This is a genomic window from Pararhizobium sp. DWP1-1-3, from assembly GCF_049896125.1.
In the GTDB taxonomy this organism is placed as follows: Bacteria; Pseudomonadota; Alphaproteobacteria; order Rhizobiales; family Rhizobiaceae; genus Pararhizobium.
In genome coordinates, this window is the sequence record NZ_JAFCTR010000002.1 from 504,954 (window position 1) to 519,556 (window position 14,603).

At 60.5% G+C, this 14,603-nt stretch carries 13 protein-coding genes; 6 read left to right on the forward strand and 7 right to left on the reverse strand.

Annotated features, from left to right (window positions below):
* Window positions 1–241: 241 nt before the first annotated feature.
* Complete coding sequence (locus ACP7BS_RS07010; protein ID WP_426237204.1) at window positions 242–2,194, reverse strand: acetoacetate--CoA ligase; 1,953 nt, start codon at window positions 2,192–2,194, stop codon at window positions 242–244.
* Between the two features lie 173 nt (window positions 2,195–2,367).
* Here ACP7BS_RS07010 and ACP7BS_RS07015 point away from each other — a divergent pair, with 173 nt between their 5' ends.
* A complete protein-coding gene (locus ACP7BS_RS07015; protein ID WP_426237206.1) occupies window positions 2,368–4,206 on the forward strand; it encodes an AsmA family protein in 1,839 nt (612 codons plus the stop codon).
* Window positions 4,207–4,275: 69 nt separating this feature from the next.
* Complete coding sequence (locus ACP7BS_RS07020) at window positions 4,276–4,536, forward strand: DUF6460 domain-containing protein (RefSeq protein ID WP_426229039.1); 261 nt, start codon at window positions 4,276–4,278, stop codon at window positions 4,534–4,536.
* A gap of 25 nt (window positions 4,537–4,561) precedes the next feature.
* Here ACP7BS_RS07020 and ACP7BS_RS07025 read toward each other — a convergent pair whose 3' ends face one another.
* The 4 genes from ACP7BS_RS07025 to ACP7BS_RS07040 all read right to left on the reverse strand — a co-directional run bounded on the left by ACP7BS_RS07025 (window position 4,562) and on the right by ACP7BS_RS07040 (window position 8,626).
* Window positions 4,562–5,377 (reverse strand): ABC transporter permease subunit, encoded by an 816-nt coding sequence (locus tag ACP7BS_RS07025; RefSeq protein ID WP_113313256.1) that lies wholly within the window; start codon window positions 5,375–5,377, stop codon window positions 4,562–4,564.
* Between the two features lie 2 nt (window positions 5,378–5,379).
* The gene (locus tag ACP7BS_RS07030; protein WP_426229040.1) at window positions 5,380–6,291 is read right to left on the reverse strand and encodes an ABC transporter permease subunit; all 912 of its coding nucleotides are present in this window, start codon (window positions 6,289–6,291) and stop codon (window positions 5,380–5,382) included.
* A 4-nt stretch (window positions 6,292–6,295) separates the two neighbouring features.
* Window positions 6,296–7,438, reverse strand: a complete 1,143-nt coding sequence (locus ACP7BS_RS07035) for an ABC transporter ATP-binding protein (RefSeq protein WP_426237208.1) — start codon at window positions 7,436–7,438, stop codon at window positions 6,296–6,298.
* Between the two features lie 93 nt (window positions 7,439–7,531).
* Window positions 7,532–8,626, reverse strand: a complete 1,095-nt coding sequence (locus ACP7BS_RS07040) for a polyamine ABC transporter substrate-binding protein (protein ID WP_426237210.1) — start codon at window positions 8,624–8,626, stop codon at window positions 7,532–7,534.
* 344 nt (window positions 8,627–8,970) lie between these two features.
* Here ACP7BS_RS07040 and ACP7BS_RS07045 point away from each other — a divergent pair, with 344 nt between their 5' ends.
* On the forward strand, window positions 8,971–9,924 hold the full coding sequence (locus ACP7BS_RS07045) for a fatty acid desaturase family protein (protein WP_426237212.1): 954 nt from the start codon (window positions 8,971–8,973) through the stop codon (window positions 9,922–9,924).
* Window positions 9,925–9,937: 13 nt separating this feature from the next.
* Here the strand turns inward: ACP7BS_RS07045 and ACP7BS_RS07050 are convergent, their stop codons facing one another.
* Window positions 9,938–11,347: a helix-turn-helix domain-containing protein gene (locus tag ACP7BS_RS07050; RefSeq protein ID WP_426237214.1), complete on the reverse strand. Its 1,410-nt coding sequence runs from the start codon at window positions 11,345–11,347 to the stop codon at window positions 9,938–9,940.
* Between the two features lie 228 nt (window positions 11,348–11,575).
* On the opposite strand from ACP7BS_RS07050, the gene aceA reads away from it, so the two are divergent.
* Window positions 11,576–12,865, forward strand: coding sequence for an isocitrate lyase (aceA, locus tag ACP7BS_RS07055; protein WP_426237216.1), 1,290 nt, complete (start codon window positions 11,576–11,578; stop codon window positions 12,863–12,865).
* A gap of 191 nt (window positions 12,866–13,056) precedes the next feature.
* On the forward strand, window positions 13,057–13,296 hold the full coding sequence (locus ACP7BS_RS07060) for a hypothetical protein (RefSeq protein WP_037119629.1): 240 nt from the start codon (window positions 13,057–13,059) through the stop codon (window positions 13,294–13,296).
* 65 nt (window positions 13,297–13,361) lie between these two features.
* Here the strand turns inward: ACP7BS_RS07060 and ACP7BS_RS07065 are convergent, their stop codons facing one another.
* On the reverse strand, window positions 13,362–14,234 hold the full coding sequence (locus ACP7BS_RS07065) for a LysR family transcriptional regulator (protein WP_426237218.1): 873 nt from the start codon (window positions 14,232–14,234) through the stop codon (window positions 13,362–13,364).
* A gap of 166 nt (window positions 14,235–14,400) precedes the next feature.
* Here ACP7BS_RS07065 and ACP7BS_RS07070 point away from each other — a divergent pair, with 166 nt between their 5' ends.
* Window positions 14,401–14,553: a hypothetical protein gene (locus tag ACP7BS_RS07070; protein ID WP_426237220.1), complete on the forward strand. Its 153-nt coding sequence runs from the start codon at window positions 14,401–14,403 to the stop codon at window positions 14,551–14,553.
* Window positions 14,554–14,603 lie beyond the last annotated feature (50 nt).

Below are 14,603 nucleotides of genomic sequence, written 5' to 3' on the forward strand. Positions count from 1 at the left end.
CAGCTGGGAAGCTGCCTCGATAAGTTGAATGCTAAAACAGGTGCTCGAGAGGTAATGACGTCATGTCTGCGCTGGCATCTCTGCCAAAGCCAACCCACATCGGCTGGCCTCAAGTTGAGATCACCATGCGCCGTCATTCGTAAACAAAACCTTTCCAGCCGACCCACAAATTTTAAGCATCGGCCCGGAAGACATAAGCCTTGGTTAATTCGGGGCGCCGGAAATCGTTAACGCGGCGTCGTCAGTTTCCAAGCTCGGGCAAGTTGGCGTAGAGATCGAGCGCTTCCGGATTGGCAAGAGCCTCCTTGTTCTTGACGGGGCGGCCATGCACGACCTCGCGTACTGCAAGCTCGACGATCTTGCCGGATTTGGTGCGCGGGATATCGGTGACGGCGATGATCTTGGCGGGGACGTGACGCGGCGAGGCGCCGCTGCGGATCCGCGCCTTGATCGCCTTCACCAGGTCGTCGGACAAGACGATCCCTGTCGCCAGCCGCACGAACAGGATGACACGAACGTCGTCATCCCAGTCCTGACCGATGCAGATCGCCTCGGCCACCTCGTCCATCTGCTCGACCTGATTGTAGATTTCGGCCGTGCCGATGCGCACGCCGCCCGGGTTGAGCGTCGCGTCCGAGCGGCCGTGGATGACGATACCGCCATGTTCGGTCCACTCGGCAAAATCGCCGTGGCACCAGATATTATCGAAGCGCTCGAAATAGGCCGCCTTGTATTTGGCGCCCTCCGGGTCGTTCCAGAACATCACCGGCATGGAGGGAAACGCTCTTGTGCAGACGAGTTCGCCCTTTTCCTGACGCACCGGCTGGCCGTCATCATTCCAGACATCCATCGCAAGGCCGAGCCCCGGTCCCTGGATTTCACCGCGCCAGACCGGTTTTAGCGGATTGCCGAGCACGAAGCAGGAGACGATATCGGTTCCACCGGAAATCGACGCCAGCTGGACATCCGGCTTGATGCCTTCATAAACGAAGGAGAAGCCTTCGGGTGACAGCGGCGAGCCGGTCGAGGTCATCAGCCGCAGCGACGAGAGGTCATGCGTCGAGACCGGCGTGAAGCCGCCCTTGCGCACGGCGTCGATATATTTTGCCGACGTGCCGAAGATGGCGAACTGCTCGTCGCGGGCATAGTCGAACAGCACGTTGCCATCGGGATGGAACGGCGAGCCATCGAAAAGGCAGAGCGTTGCGCCGAAGGCAAGCCCGGAGACCAGCCAGTTCCACATCATCCAGCCGCAGGTGGTGAAATAGAAGAGCTTTTCCCCTTCGCGCAGCCCGCAATGGAAGCGATGCTCCTTCAGGTGCTGCAATAGCGTGCCGCCGGCCGAATGGACGATACATTTCGGAACGCCGGTGGTGCCCGACGAAAAGAGAATATAGAGCGGATGCGCAAATGGCAGGGGCGCAAACTCAATCTCGCGCGCGGCGAAGGGTTCGATGAAGCCGGCCAGCGTCTGGCCATTTTCCAGCGATCCGGCCAGCGTTTCAGCATCGCCGGCATAGGGAATGATCAGGGCGGGGACGCCGAGTTTGCCGGTAACCGCCTGAACCTTCGCGGCGACATCCTGGCGCTTGCCGGCGTACCAGTAGCCGTCGCAGGCGATAAACAGCTTCGGTTCGATCTGGCCAAAGCGGTCGAGCACGCCCTGCTCGCCGAAATCGGGGGAACAGGACGACCAGATGGCGCCGATCGAGGCGGTGGCCAGCATCAAAGCAATTGTTTCCGGCATGTTCGGCATCATCGCGGCGACGCGGTCGCCCTTGCCGATGCCCCGTGCCTTCAGGGCTTGCTGCAGCCTGGACACCAGCGCACGGAGTTCGTCCCAGGACATGCGCGACTGCACCTTGTCCTCGCCCCGGAAAACCAGCGCGTCGCCGCTACCGGTATGGCGCAGGAGATTTTCGGCGAAATTGAGCGTGGCGTCAGGAAAGAAACGTGCGTCGAGCATCACGTCGCCATGGATGAGCGCGCGTTCACCACGATTGCCGATGACGCCGCAATGATCCCAGACCCCGGTCCAGAAACCGGCGCGCTCGGTGATCGACCAGTCATGGAACGCGTCATAGTCCGCAAACGTTCTCGAAAAGCGTTGTCCGCACCAATTGATGAACGCCTTCATCGGCGTCTGTTCGATGAATTCTGCCGACGGTATCCAAAGGGGCCGATCTGACTGCATATTTTCCTCCGCTTCCCACGCCCGCCTCTATATCATGCTGCGACGCAAGATAAACAGGCCGTGCAAATGATGGCTGTGGCAGTTGCGACATTTCGCATGTCTACCGTTTGATTTATGAGCGGTGAAAGCCTATCCAGAGGCCTTCAAACCGATTGAAAGTGCCCCGGACGGCCATGAGGCAATTCTTTACCAGCAGCAGCAGAAAAATCGGGTGGCAGGCATTTTTTCTGTCGCGCACCGTCGCATGGCTGCTTGTCGTCGCGGTTATCCTGACTGCGCTGTTCAAAATCGCCCTGCCGCTGTTCGTCTCGACGGCGAGCGTCAAGACGAACATGGAGGATGTGCTGTCGTCGTGGACGGGCGCCCGGGCAAATATTGTAGGCGACCCGCAGATCAGCTTCTGGCCACATCCGGTTCTGACGCTGCGCAATGTCACCTTTGAAGGCGGCGATCCTGCTGCCCCGGAACTGCTGGCGAAGGCCGACGCGATTGCGGCAGGGTTCGATATTCTTGCCGCCTTGCGCGGTACGCCCGTGTTCTATGATTTCCATCTGATCAATCCGGTTTTCAACGTGGAGCGCCGTCTCGACGGAACGTTCAACTGGCGGCGGGCCGGCTGGATGGCCGATGCCATCGCCGGCGCCTCGGGAAAGACGCCGTCCACCGCCCGCAACACCCCGATCGGCGATGTCGAGATCGTCAATGGCACGCTGGAACTGACCGACCGTGTGACCTCCAGCACGCATCGCATCAGCGCAATCACCGGCTCCGTGCAGTGGCGGACCCCGACCACACGGATGAGCGCAGAGCTTTCGGCCCTCATGAATGGCGAGAAGGTTCAAGGGACCATCACCTGCGATGAACCGCTGATGCTGCTTTCGGGCCAGAACAGCACGTTCCAGGCATCCTTCAATTCCATGCCGCTCAGCTTCAGTTTCGACGGCAACGGCAATGCTTCAAGCCGCCCTTTCGCGACCGGCCAGCTTCAGCTCAAGGCAAAATCCGTTGGAGCACTGTTGGCCTGGTTCAAAGGCGGGCCTCAGCCGGTTGCGACCACTGGATCGGTCAGCATCGACACCAGCATGACCGTGTCGGCGCAGACATTGAAGATGGACAACCTTTCGCTGTCTCTGGATGATTCCGACGCGACCGGTGTCCTCGGCATGGCATGGGATTTGTCTCGCGGCCCGCGCATCGATGGCACGCTTGCCTTCGACCGGTTGGACCTGACGCCACTGCTCTCATCGGTTTTCCCGCTTCGCCCGGAGGCCAGCGCCGCAAATGGGCCGGAAATGGCTTTTCTCAAGCTGATCAGCCTTGATCTCCGGCTGTCGGCGCAGGAGGTCAGTTATGGTGCGGCGGCCCTGACCGATGTCGCGGCCGGTATCATCGTGGAAAACGGCCGTGCGTCCATCGACATCGGTGACGGCACCTTTGCCGATGGTTCGCTCAGCGGCCGCGTCGCCTTGGCGAATGACGGCGCCGAAGGCGGACAAGTGCAGCTTGCGCTGAAGAATGCAGATCTCGCGTCCGTTTCCGCAAGTCTTGGCCTTGCAGGGCCGTTGCCGCTTGGCCGGGGCATGCTGAGCATCGACCTGTCGACCGCCGACCCCCTGTCGAAAATGACGGCGGACGGCCTTTCCGGAGAGTTTCACTATACGGCGAACAATGGCAGCGTGGTGAATTTCGACCTGCCGGAATTCGAGCGGCTTACCACGCTGGGCCAGGTTTTCAACGTCAGCCATGCCACCAACGGTTCGTTCGCCTTTACCAGGGCGGACATCGCCGCGACATTGCGCAAGGGCGTTGTCGAGGTGACCACTGCGGATATCACCGGCGGCGGAAAGATGGTGTCTCTCGCCGGAACCATTCCCTTCACGAACGGGAAACTGGCGCTTGCCGGTGCCGTCCGGTCAGACGACAGCGCAACACCTGCCGTGCGCTTCTTTGCCGACGGGTCCTGGCCGAACCCGGTCATTTCCCCGCTGCCCGCGCGTACCACACAGCCCTAGCGGGTCGATCGACTTTGCCGCAGGGCGTTCTAAGATGAGCAGGCGAATCAGCTCACAGGAGATGTGTCCGTGCTGCGTTTCCTTGCCGCCCTGCTCAAGATCGCGCTGGCATCGCTGCTGACGGGTGCCGGGCTGTCGATCTTCAACATATCGTCAGTGCAGGTCCTTGAGCAGGCCGGGCTGACGCCGGATGTGCTGTGGGCTCACCTTTTGCGCTTTACCAACTGGGCGCTGCCCAACATCATGCTGGGATCGATGATCGTGCTGCCGATCTGGCTGCTGACCTATGTTTTCCTGCCGCCACGCGAAAGAGAACGCGAGCGCGACTGACGCGCCGGCGCCTGCGGTATTCGCATCAATGTGCGAACGCCGCCTGCTCGTCCTTGACGCGCTGGATTTCCCGGCGGCGCGAAACCACCGAGGCGATCAGCACGCCGATGGCGACAATGCCGATCAGGATGGTGCAGACAGCGTTGATTTCGGGCGTGACGCCCAACCGCACCTGGCTGTAGATCCGCATCGGCAGTGTGGTGGCGCCGGGGCCGGAGGTGAAGCTGGAAATCACCAGATCGTCCAGCGACAGCGTGAAGGCGAGTACCCAGCCGGAAAAGACCGCCGGTGCTATGACGGGCAAGGTCACCTGCAGGAAGGTCGCCACCGGCGTGGCGCCAAGGTCCATTGCGGCCTCTTCGATCGACCGGTCGAAGCTCAAAAGCCGGGACTGCACGACGACGGCGACGAAGCACATGGTGAAGGTGATGTGGGCGAGCGTCAGCGTCCAGAAGCCGCGATCGAAACCGATGGCAACGAACAGCAGCAGCATCGACAGGCCGGTAATGACTTCCGGCATGACCAGCGGCGCGTAGATCATCCCGGAAAACAGCATGCGGCCACGAAAGCGCGTGTAGCGCGTCATCGCAAGCGCTGCCATCGTGCCGAGAACCGTGGCGATGGTTGCCGAGATCAGGCCAACGCGGATGGTGACCCAGGCGGCATCGAGAAGCGCCTGATTGTGAAACAGCTGCACATACCATTTGGTCGAGAAGCCCGCCCAGACGGTGACCAGCTTGGATTCGTTGAAGGAGAAGATCACCAGAAGCACGATCGGCAGATAGAGAAAGGCGAAGCCGATGACGATCGAAGCGATGTTGAAACGGGACCAGCGCTGCATGACTATCTCCCCTCCGCGTCGGCTTTGGACTGCGCATGCTGGAAGAACATGATCGGCACCACCAGGATCAGCAGCAGGATGGTTGCCACAGCGGCGGAGACCGGCCAGTCGCGATTGGCGTTGAACTCATTCCACAAGGTCTTGCCGATCATCAGCGTCTCGGAGCCGCCCAGCAGATCCGGGATGACGAATTCACCGACGGCCGGAATGAACACCAGCATGCAGCCCGCCACCACGCCGGGCATGGAGAGTGGAAACGTCACCCGCCAGAACGCCCGTATCGGCGTGCAGCCGAGATCCTGAGCCGCCTCCGTCAGGCTGTGGTCCATCTTTTCCAGCGAGGAATAGATCGGCAGCACCATGAACGGCAGGTAGGAATAGACGATGCCGATATAGATCGCCCAATTGGTGTTGAGGATGATCAGCGGCTGATCGATCACGCCGAGCGTCAGGAGCAGCTGGTTGAGCAGCCCCTCCGGCTTCAGGATGGCAATCCAGGCATAGACGCGGATCAGGAAGCTCGTCCAGAACGGCAGGATGACCAGCATCAACAGCGTCGGGCGGATGGTGCTGGGCGCCTGCGCCATGCCGTAGGCCACCGGATAGGCGATCAGCAGCGTCAGGACTGTCGAGACACCGGCGATCCAGAGGCTGGAGGCATAGGCTTTGGTATAGAGCGCGTCCTCGGTCAGCCAGATATAGTTGTCGATCGAGAACTGCTTGATATTGTCGATGAACCCGCCAAAACCGGAGGCAAGGTCGAACACCGGCAGATAGGGCGGCATCGCGACCGCGGTTTCCGACAGCGAAATCCGAATGACGATGAAAAACGGTATCAGGAAGAAGAACAGCAACCAGGCATAGGGGATGACGATCACCAGCCGGTTGAACAAAGCCGATCCGAATTTTGCCATGGCTTCAATCCTTCAGCACGACGCCGGCATTTTCATCGAAGGAAATCCAGACTTCCTGATCGTAGCCGAGGGGGTCTTCGACGGCGCGCACGGCATTGAGCGACGATGCCTTGACCACCTTGCCGTCCTTCAGCTTGACGTGAAAAACCGTCATGTCGCCGAGATAGCCGATATCCCAGATTTCCCCCTGCGCGGCATTGAGCGGCGCACAGGCCGGCCGGTCGCGGCCGACGCGGATCTTTTCAGGGCGAACCGCAAAGCCGGCCTTGGTGCCGACGGCCGGCGGTTCCGTCGAGGCCACACGAACGGTAAAACCGGTTTGCGTGGCGATCTCGACGGTGCCATTGCCTGCGGATGAGACCGTGCCGTCGAAAATATTCACGTCTCCGATGAAATCGGCCACGAAACGCGAATTGGGGGCTTCATAGATTTCCGGCGGAGTCGCGACCTGCACGACCTTGCCATGCGCCATGACCGCAATGCGGTCGGCCATGGTCATTGCCTCTTCCTGGTCATGGGTGACGACGACGAAGGTGAGGCCAAGTTCCTGCTGCAGGTCCATCAGTTCGAACTGGGTTTCCTCGCGCAGCTTCTTGTCGAGTGCGCCGAGCGGCTCATCCAGCAGAAGCACCTTCGGACGCTTGGCCAGCGAACGGGCAAGCGCCACGCGCTGGCGCTGGCCGCCGGAGAGCTGGTGCGGCTTGCGTTTGGCGAATTTGTCGAGCTTGACCAGTTTCAGCATCTGCTCGACACGCGCGGCAATATCGGACTTCGGCATGCCGTCCTGCTTGAGGCCGAAGGCAATGTTTTTCTCCACCGTCATATGCGGAAACAGCGCATAGGACTGGAACATCATGTTGACCGGCCGCTTGTAGGGCGGAATGCCGGCAAGGCTCTGCCCATCGAGGATGATTTCGCCAGAGGTCGGCTGCTCGAAACCGGCGAGCATGCGCAAAAGCGTTGACTTGCCGCAGCCCGACGCGCCGAGCAGCGCGAAGAATTCGCGCGGATAGATGTTCAGCGACAGATCATCGACCGCAACGAAATCACCAAATTTCTTGGTGACGTTCTTGACGGCGATGAACGGTACGGAATTGGGATCTGCCCAGGGCGCAAAGGAACGCCGGATACTGCCAAGTGACTTCATCATCTATCCCCGAATGACTTGCACAAACGGCACCGTCCCCGGCGCCACAAAAGAAAATTGCCCGGATTTCAGGTCCGGGCAATTCTTTTCGACTTACTGGCCGGTGACCACTTTGGTCCAGAGCCGCGTCACCAGACGCTGCGATTTGGCGTCATAGGGTGTCACCGTAAAGAGCTTGGCCAGCACCTCCGGCGTCGGATAGATCGCGATATCCTCAAGCACGGCCTTATCGATGAACTGCTGCGAGGCCTTGTTGCCATTGGCGTAGAAGACGACGTTCGACGCCTTGGCGACGACTTCCGGCTTCATCATGTAGTTGAGGAATTCATGGGCTTCAGCGACATGCGGCGCATCGGCCGGAATGGCCATGACGTCGAACCACATCTGCGCGCCGGTCGGCGGGATGACATAGTTGACCGTCACGCCGGCATTGGCTTCGGCGGCACGATCACGTGCCTGGAAGATGTCGCCTGAATAACCGACAGCAAGGCAGATATCGCCATTGGCGAGCGCATTGATATATTCCGACGAATGGAACTTGCGAACGGAGGGACGGATGGAGACCAGAAGTTCCTCGGCTTTTTTGAGATCGTCCGGGGCGCGGCTATCCGGGTCGAGGCCAAGATAGGCAAGCGCCGAGGGCAGCACGTCGGACGCGGAATCGAGGATGTGGATGCCGCAATCCTTGAACTTGGCAGCCACTTCCGGCTTGAAGATCACATCCCAGGTCGGCGCCTCGTCGGTGCCGAGAATCTGCTTCACCTTCTCGACATTGTAGCCGATGCCGGTCGTACCCCACATGTAGTCGATGGCGTATTCGTTGCCGGGATCGTATTTCTGGATGCGGTCGGAAATCACGTCCCACATGTTGGACAGGTTCGGCAGTTTCGACTTGTCGAGCTTCTGGAAGACGCCGGCTGCGATCTGGCGCTGCAGGAAGCTGGCCGTCGGCACGACGACGTCGTAGCCGGTGCCGCCTGCGAGAAGCTTGGTTTCAAGAATTTCGTTGCTGTCGAAGACGTCGTAGACGACCTTGATGCCGGTTTCCTTGGTGAAGTCTTCGAGAATGCTGGCATCGATATAGTCGGACCAGTTGTAGACATTGACCACGCGCTCCTGCGCGGTGGCAATCGTTGCGGATCCACTGAGGATCAACGCGGCAAAGGCGGTGGCAATCGTACGCGGCATAGAATTCCCCTTGATTTTTTCGGGTCAGTCCAGGCACGCCGCCGTCGCCTGCCTGTCTGTCCCTCCGTATGCGCGTTTGGAAGTTAGGCATGTTTTCCAACAACCACAAGCGCTTTTACTGGCCCCGCGCGAACCATCCGGCAACATCTCGGATTTTGGCGATCATTGGCAAAAGGCGAATCTTTTCAGTGCGCCATGCCGGACCGATGACCTGCGAGACCGGGCTGCCGGCGCAAATTAACCATAAGCTCAAATCGATCCCGGGCCGCCGCGTTTACGATTGCTTAACCATGTCTGGAATGCGATTTTGCGCCGCAACGGTTGTGCGTTCGGAGTTGGTGATCATGAGTGTGAAGTCGCAGCGGATCGATCCACGGGAACTGAAGCGACTGTCGGTGCTGCAATCCCACAGGACGCTTCTCGCCATCGGTTTCGACTGGGCGCTGATTGCCGGCGCCATCGCCTTCAGCAAATATATGCAACATCCGCTTGCCTATTTCGCCGCCGTGCTGGTCATAGCCGGACGCATGCACGCCTTCGGCTGCCTGATGCACGAGGCCGCCCATTACCGCATCATCAAGAACCGCACTATCAGCGACTGGATGAGCGATCTTCTGCTCGCATGGCCGATCATGGCGACCGTCGATGGTTACCGCATGAACCACTTGGCCCATCACCAGCACACCAACACCGACGACGATCCGGACTGGGCTGCCAAGCTCGGCATGACGCAGTTCACCTTCCCGCAAAAAGTCTGGCGCGGCGTGGTGCAGCTGCTCGGCTATCTCGTCGCGATCAATTCGGTGCGCGATATCCTGCACATGGCCAAGCGCATCGCCAAGCATGACCGCTCGACCCGGACCTACAAGCTGCTGCGGATCGGCTTCTACGCCGCTGCTGCCGTTATCTTCTCAGTGTTCGGGCTGTGGACGGATGTCACGCTCTACTGGCTGGTGCCGTTCTTCACCTTCTTCTGCCTGTTCCTCTATGTCCGCAGCGTCGCCGAGCATTTCGGCAGCATGGACTATTCCGACGAACTGGGCAGCTCGCGCACGGTCTATCCCTATCTCTGGGAAAAGCTGTTCTTTGCGCCCCACAACATCAACTATCATCTGGAACATCACCTTTATCCCGGCGTGCCCTATTACAACCTGCCGGAACTGCATGCGGTGCTGATGAAGAACCCGACTTACGCCAGCCGGGCCCATATTACTCGCGGCTATACGACGGGGCTTGCATCAGAGTGCTTTGCTCCGAACGCGCCGCTGCTGCCGGCCCATCATCCGGTCAGCTACTGAAAATCCCAATCATCTATTGAAAATCAAAGGCGCTTAAACCGGTCACCATCTCATCGAGCCCGAGCGGCCGGGTGACCGGCGGCTCGGCCCGGGCAAGACAGCCCTGCCGCTCGCAGAGGCGGCACGCCGTGCCACCGGCAACCAGCGCCAGCGGCACGCCACCATAGACGGTCTCCGCTGCCTGAACTGCATCGCAGCCAATGAGGATCGCGGTGCGGCGGACGCGCTCCTGAAAATTCGCCCGTGGCCCCTCGACGGTCCGGGCAACCGTCAAGAACTCCCCGCCTCCGAAAATCTCTACGCGATCAGCCAGCACCTGTCCGGCTTGCGCAAACGCCGCATGGACATTGAGCTTGGTACAATTGCCGCCGAAGCGCGCCTGCGGAAAGCCCGACGCACCGGCCTTGCGCAGCCGGTTGCCGGCATGATCGATCTCCATCAGGAAGAAGGGCAATCCGGCAGCCCCTGGGCGCTGTAGCGTCACCAGCCGGCTCGCTGCCTGTTCGAACGAGACCTGGAACCGGGCGCTCAGGACATCGATATCGTATTTCGCCCGCTGTGCTGCGGCGAGAAACCCGCCATAGGGCATCATGATCGCATGGGCGGCGTAGCGGGCGAGCTCGAAGCGGCCGATGCGGCGCGCCTCGCCCGTCGAGAATGCCAATTGCTGGAGATCGGCAGCGATGGCCTGCGGAAAGGCGATCTGCGCCGCCTCCATGGCGATCTCCCGCAGCTGCTCCTGCGCCGACAGCCGTTCCGATAAAAACAGCCGCATCGAATGGCGGTCGAAGCGGCGGCGCAGGTCCGGCATGACATGCACGGGCAAAGTCCGCACCGTCAGGCCATGCTCCTTGCGCAGCCAGCTTTTGAGGGCTCCGGCAAGATCGTCGCCGGGCGACAGCTGCGCATGAAACGCTTCGGCGGCGTCATCGATCCCGGCAAAATAATGCGGCCGGTTTTCGAAGATGTCGCGCACTTCATCCATCGGCAGACGCGCTTCCGACAGTGCGGCCATATGCCCGTGATCGGACAGGAGCGCGCTCAGGTCCTTCAGCCGCAGGGATTGTTCGCGGTAGGCACGGTACAGCTTGAGCACGCCCATCGCGGCATTGGGTGCCGCCTCCGCCACCTCGATCAGCTCCTGATCGCCCGGCAGTTCGCCTGACAGCAACGGATCGGCGAAGACTTCACGCAATTGCGTGACACTGCCGGTCGCCTCGCCCTGCAATTCATCGAGATCGACCTTGTAGACCGAGGAGAGTTTTAGCAGCAGCTGTACAGTCAAAGGCCGCTGGTTACGCTCGATCAGGTTGAGATAGGACGGCGAGATGCCGAGCGCCTCCGCCATCGCCGTTTGCGTCAACGACAGGCCATTGCGGATGCGCCGAACGCGGGCTCCGGCAAAAATCTTGTTCTCAGCCATTTGTCACGCCTTTTACAATTTTGGCCACGACCATCTTATTTACAGATTTTACAAAATTACAGACGGTCCTTGTAAAAGACAAGACATGATAACCCTTTTGAATGCAACAGAAACCCTTTTATTCTAGCAGGTTTGTGCGGTGCACTGTAAAACTCGTCACATCAGATCGACGATCGAGCGGCATCAAACTAAAGTCGAATGGCCCTCGAAAAATTGCAGGAGGAAATTATGACTGATTTTTACAATCTCGTTCCCGGCGCCCCGCAGGGCCGTTTCGATGGCCTCGATCGCCCCTACACCGCCGAGGACGTCAAGCGGCTGCGCGGCTCCATCCAGATCCGCCACACACTTGCCGAAATGGGCGCCAACCGGCTGTGGCAGTTGATCCATGAAGAAGATTTCGTCAATGCGCTGGGCGCGATGACGGGCAACCAGGCAATGCAGCAGGTCCGTGCCGGCTTGAAGGCGATTTACCTCTCCGGCTGGCAGGTCGCCGCCGACAGCAACACCGCCTCGTCGATGTATCCCGACCAGTCGCTCTATCCGGCCAATGCCGCACCGGAACTGGCCAAACGCATCAACAGGACATTGCAGCGCGCCGACCAGATCGAGACCGCGGAAGGCAAGGGCCTGTCTGTCGATACCTGGTTCGCCCCGATCGTTGCCGATGCCGAAGCCGGTTTCGGCGGACCGCTCAACGCCTTCGAGATCATGAAGGCCTTTATCGAAGCGGGCGCCGCCGGTGTCCACTATGAGGACCAGTTGGCATCGGAAAAGAAATGCGGCCATCTCGGCGGCAAGGTTCTGATCCCGACGGCCGCCCATATCCGCAACCTGAATGCCGCGCGTCTGGCCGCCGACGTCATGGGCACGCCAACATTGGTCATCGCCCGCACGGACGCCGAAGCCGCCAAGCTCCTGACATCCGATATCGACGAACGCGACCAGCCATTCGTCGACTACGATGCGGGCCGCACCACGGAAGGCTTCTACCAGGTCAGGAACGGTATCGAGCCCTGCATCGCCCGCGCCATTGCCTATGCGCCCTATTGCGACCTGATCTGGATGGAGACCGGCAAGCCGGATCTCGAACAGGCCCGCAGGTTTGCCGAGGCGGTCCACAAGGTGCATCCGGGCAAGAAGCTCGCCTATAATTGCTCGCCGTCGTTCAACTGGAAGAAAAATCTCGACGACGCAACGATCGCCAAGTTCCAGCGCGAGCTGGGCGCCATGGGCTACAAGTTCCAGTTCATCACGCTTGCCGGCTTCCACCAGCTGAACTTCGGCATGTTCGAACTGGCGCGTGGCTACAAGGACCGGCAGATGGCTGCCTATTCCGAGCTGCAGGAGGCGGAATTTGCCGCCGAGGTCAACGGCTATACCGCGACCAAACACCAGCGCGAAGTCGGCACCGGCTATTTCGACGCCGTTTCGATGGCGATATCAGGCGGCAAGTCCTCGACCACCGCCATGCATGAATCGACCGAACACGAACAATTCCGCCCGGCGGCGGAGTAACAAAATTCCCCTCCCCAACCCCTCCCCACAGGGGGGAGGGACTAACTTGCGGCACCTCCGGGTCCGGCCAATTTTCTCTGAGCTCTCGGAGATGTCGGCTTGAGCAGCGAGGTGCGGCATACCAGGCCCCTCCCCTTGTGGGGAGGGGTTGGGGAGGGGCCTTAGACTAACATCAACCAGGAGGAACGAGCATGACAGTCCAGACACGCGTCAAGGAACGGGCAGAGGAACAATCCTCGGCCATGACACCGGAACAGCAGGCGATGATCCGCATGGTCGCCAACGACCTGCACAGGCTCAACCAGGCCGTCATGAAGGCCGTGGATGCCGGCGTTTCCGTCGAACTCGTCCGCTCGGCCCGGCATCACGGCGGCGAAGGCAACTGGGGCGATCTGCTGATCCCCGTCATCGTGACGCAGGGGCGCGGCTGAGGCATGGCACCCTGTCCACGGAAATCCCGGCGGGACTTTTCCCGCCGGGATTTTGCGTTTAGCGCCTAAAGACTTCGGCTTGCCCTCTTGCCGGCGAAAAGATCGGCGTGGCTTTTGAGCAGCCGGAACAGGCGTTCGGAGACCGTGCGGATTTCGCGGCGGTGGCGGTCTTCGCTGTTGGTGACGATCCACTGGCCGTGACGCAGCTGTTTCAGCTCCTCCCCAGCCCGCTCCAGGCCCGGATCGAGATCGCCGACGAAACAGGGCAAAACCGCCTGCCCCGCCCCTGCCCTTGCAAGATCGAGCAGTGAGCGCGGCCGGCTGACGATGACGGCGATCGACGCCGCCTGCTCATGCGGAAAGCGCAGATAGGGCGAGATCGCGTCCTCCTCCGACACGGCAAGCCAGGCAGATGAGAGCCCTTCCGGCGCATTGCGCTGGCGGTAGGCGGCATAGGCGACGTCGCCGGTATGACGGCTGGCCAGATGCGGCTCTTCCGGTGCAACGGCCCGCACGCCGACATCGCTTTGCCGGTGCGCCAGCGTCGCCCGGCGCTCGGAAACGGACATGTCGAGGCGGAACCCGTCGCGCTCGCTCCAGATCGCCTGGATGTTTTCGCAGACCAGCCACGTCACCCAGGTGCCGGCCATCAGCCGCACTACGGACGCGCCATGCGCTTCCTGCCGCCAGCTATCGACCTTGCGCACCACAGCATCCATGGCCTGCAGCTGTTCGAACAGAGCCTGCCCATCGGCGGTCAACCGGTATCCGGTCTGGCTGCGGACAAACAGCTGCCGCCCGATCCCCTGCTCCAAATCCAGCACCCGGCGGCCGATCGTGGCAGGGCTTGAACCCGTGGCCTGTGCAGCGCCAGTCAATCCGCCATGGCGCGCAACCGCCAGAAATATCTGATAGGCATCCCAGGATATGTTTTTCATCAATGAAAAACATACTCCGTATTCTTCCGTTTATAAACTCATTTTTGAAGCATAGGTTCGAGGCGTAAACAGAGCGCGGCCACAGCCCGCCTCATCCCAAATTGAGGAAAGCTTCCTGAAGGACACCCGGTCCGGCAACGGCTTTCTGTTGCCGAGGAGACCTGCGATGCAAGAGATGATGGGAATAGTTTTGTTGGCGGATATGCTGGCGAAAGACGCACGCAAGCCGCACGAGTTCCAGGATTTAATCAACCGGAACCGGCTGCCCAACAGGATGTCCACCGCGTTGCGCCGGCTCGCCCGGCGCTGGGTGCGATAAGGCCAAAGACAAAAAGCCCGGCGATCTTGTTGATGCCGGGCTTTCCTTCG

Coding starts and splice junctions, on each gene's coding strand:
- ACP7BS_RS07010 (WP_426237204.1), bottom strand. CDS start 2,194: ATGCAGTCAGATCGGCCCCTTTGGATACCGTCGGCAGAATTCATCGAA.
- ACP7BS_RS07015 (WP_426237206.1), top strand. CDS start 2,368: ATGAGGCAATTCTTTACCAGCAGCAGCAGAAAAATCGGGTGGCAGGCA.
- ACP7BS_RS07025 (WP_113313256.1), bottom strand. CDS start 5,377: ATGCAGCGCTGGTCCCGTTTCAACATCGCTTCGATCGTCATCGGCTTC.
- ACP7BS_RS07030 (WP_426229040.1), bottom strand. CDS start 6,291: ATGGCAAAATTCGGATCGGCTTTGTTCAACCGGCTGGTGATCGTCATC.
- ACP7BS_RS07035 (WP_426237208.1), bottom strand. CDS start 7,438: ATGAAGTCACTTGGCAGTATCCGGCGTTCCTTTGCGCCCTGGGCAGAT.
- ACP7BS_RS07040 (WP_426237210.1), bottom strand. CDS start 8,626: ATGCCGCGTACGATTGCCACCGCCTTTGCCGCGTTGATCCTCAGTGGA.
- ACP7BS_RS07045 (WP_426237212.1), top strand. CDS start 8,971: ATGAGTGTGAAGTCGCAGCGGATCGATCCACGGGAACTGAAGCGACTG.
- ACP7BS_RS07050 (WP_426237214.1), bottom strand. CDS start 11,347: ATGGCTGAGAACAAGATTTTTGCCGGAGCCCGCGTTCGGCGCATCCGC.
- aceA (WP_426237216.1), top strand. CDS start 11,576: ATGACTGATTTTTACAATCTCGTTCCCGGCGCCCCGCAGGGCCGTTTC.
- ACP7BS_RS07060 (WP_037119629.1), top strand. CDS start 13,057: ATGACAGTCCAGACACGCGTCAAGGAACGGGCAGAGGAACAATCCTCG.
- ACP7BS_RS07065 (WP_426237218.1), bottom strand. CDS start 14,234: ATGAAAAACATATCCTGGGATGCCTATCAGATATTTCTGGCGGTTGCG.
- ACP7BS_RS07070 (WP_426237220.1), top strand. CDS start 14,401: ATGCAAGAGATGATGGGAATAGTTTTGTTGGCGGATATGCTGGCGAAA.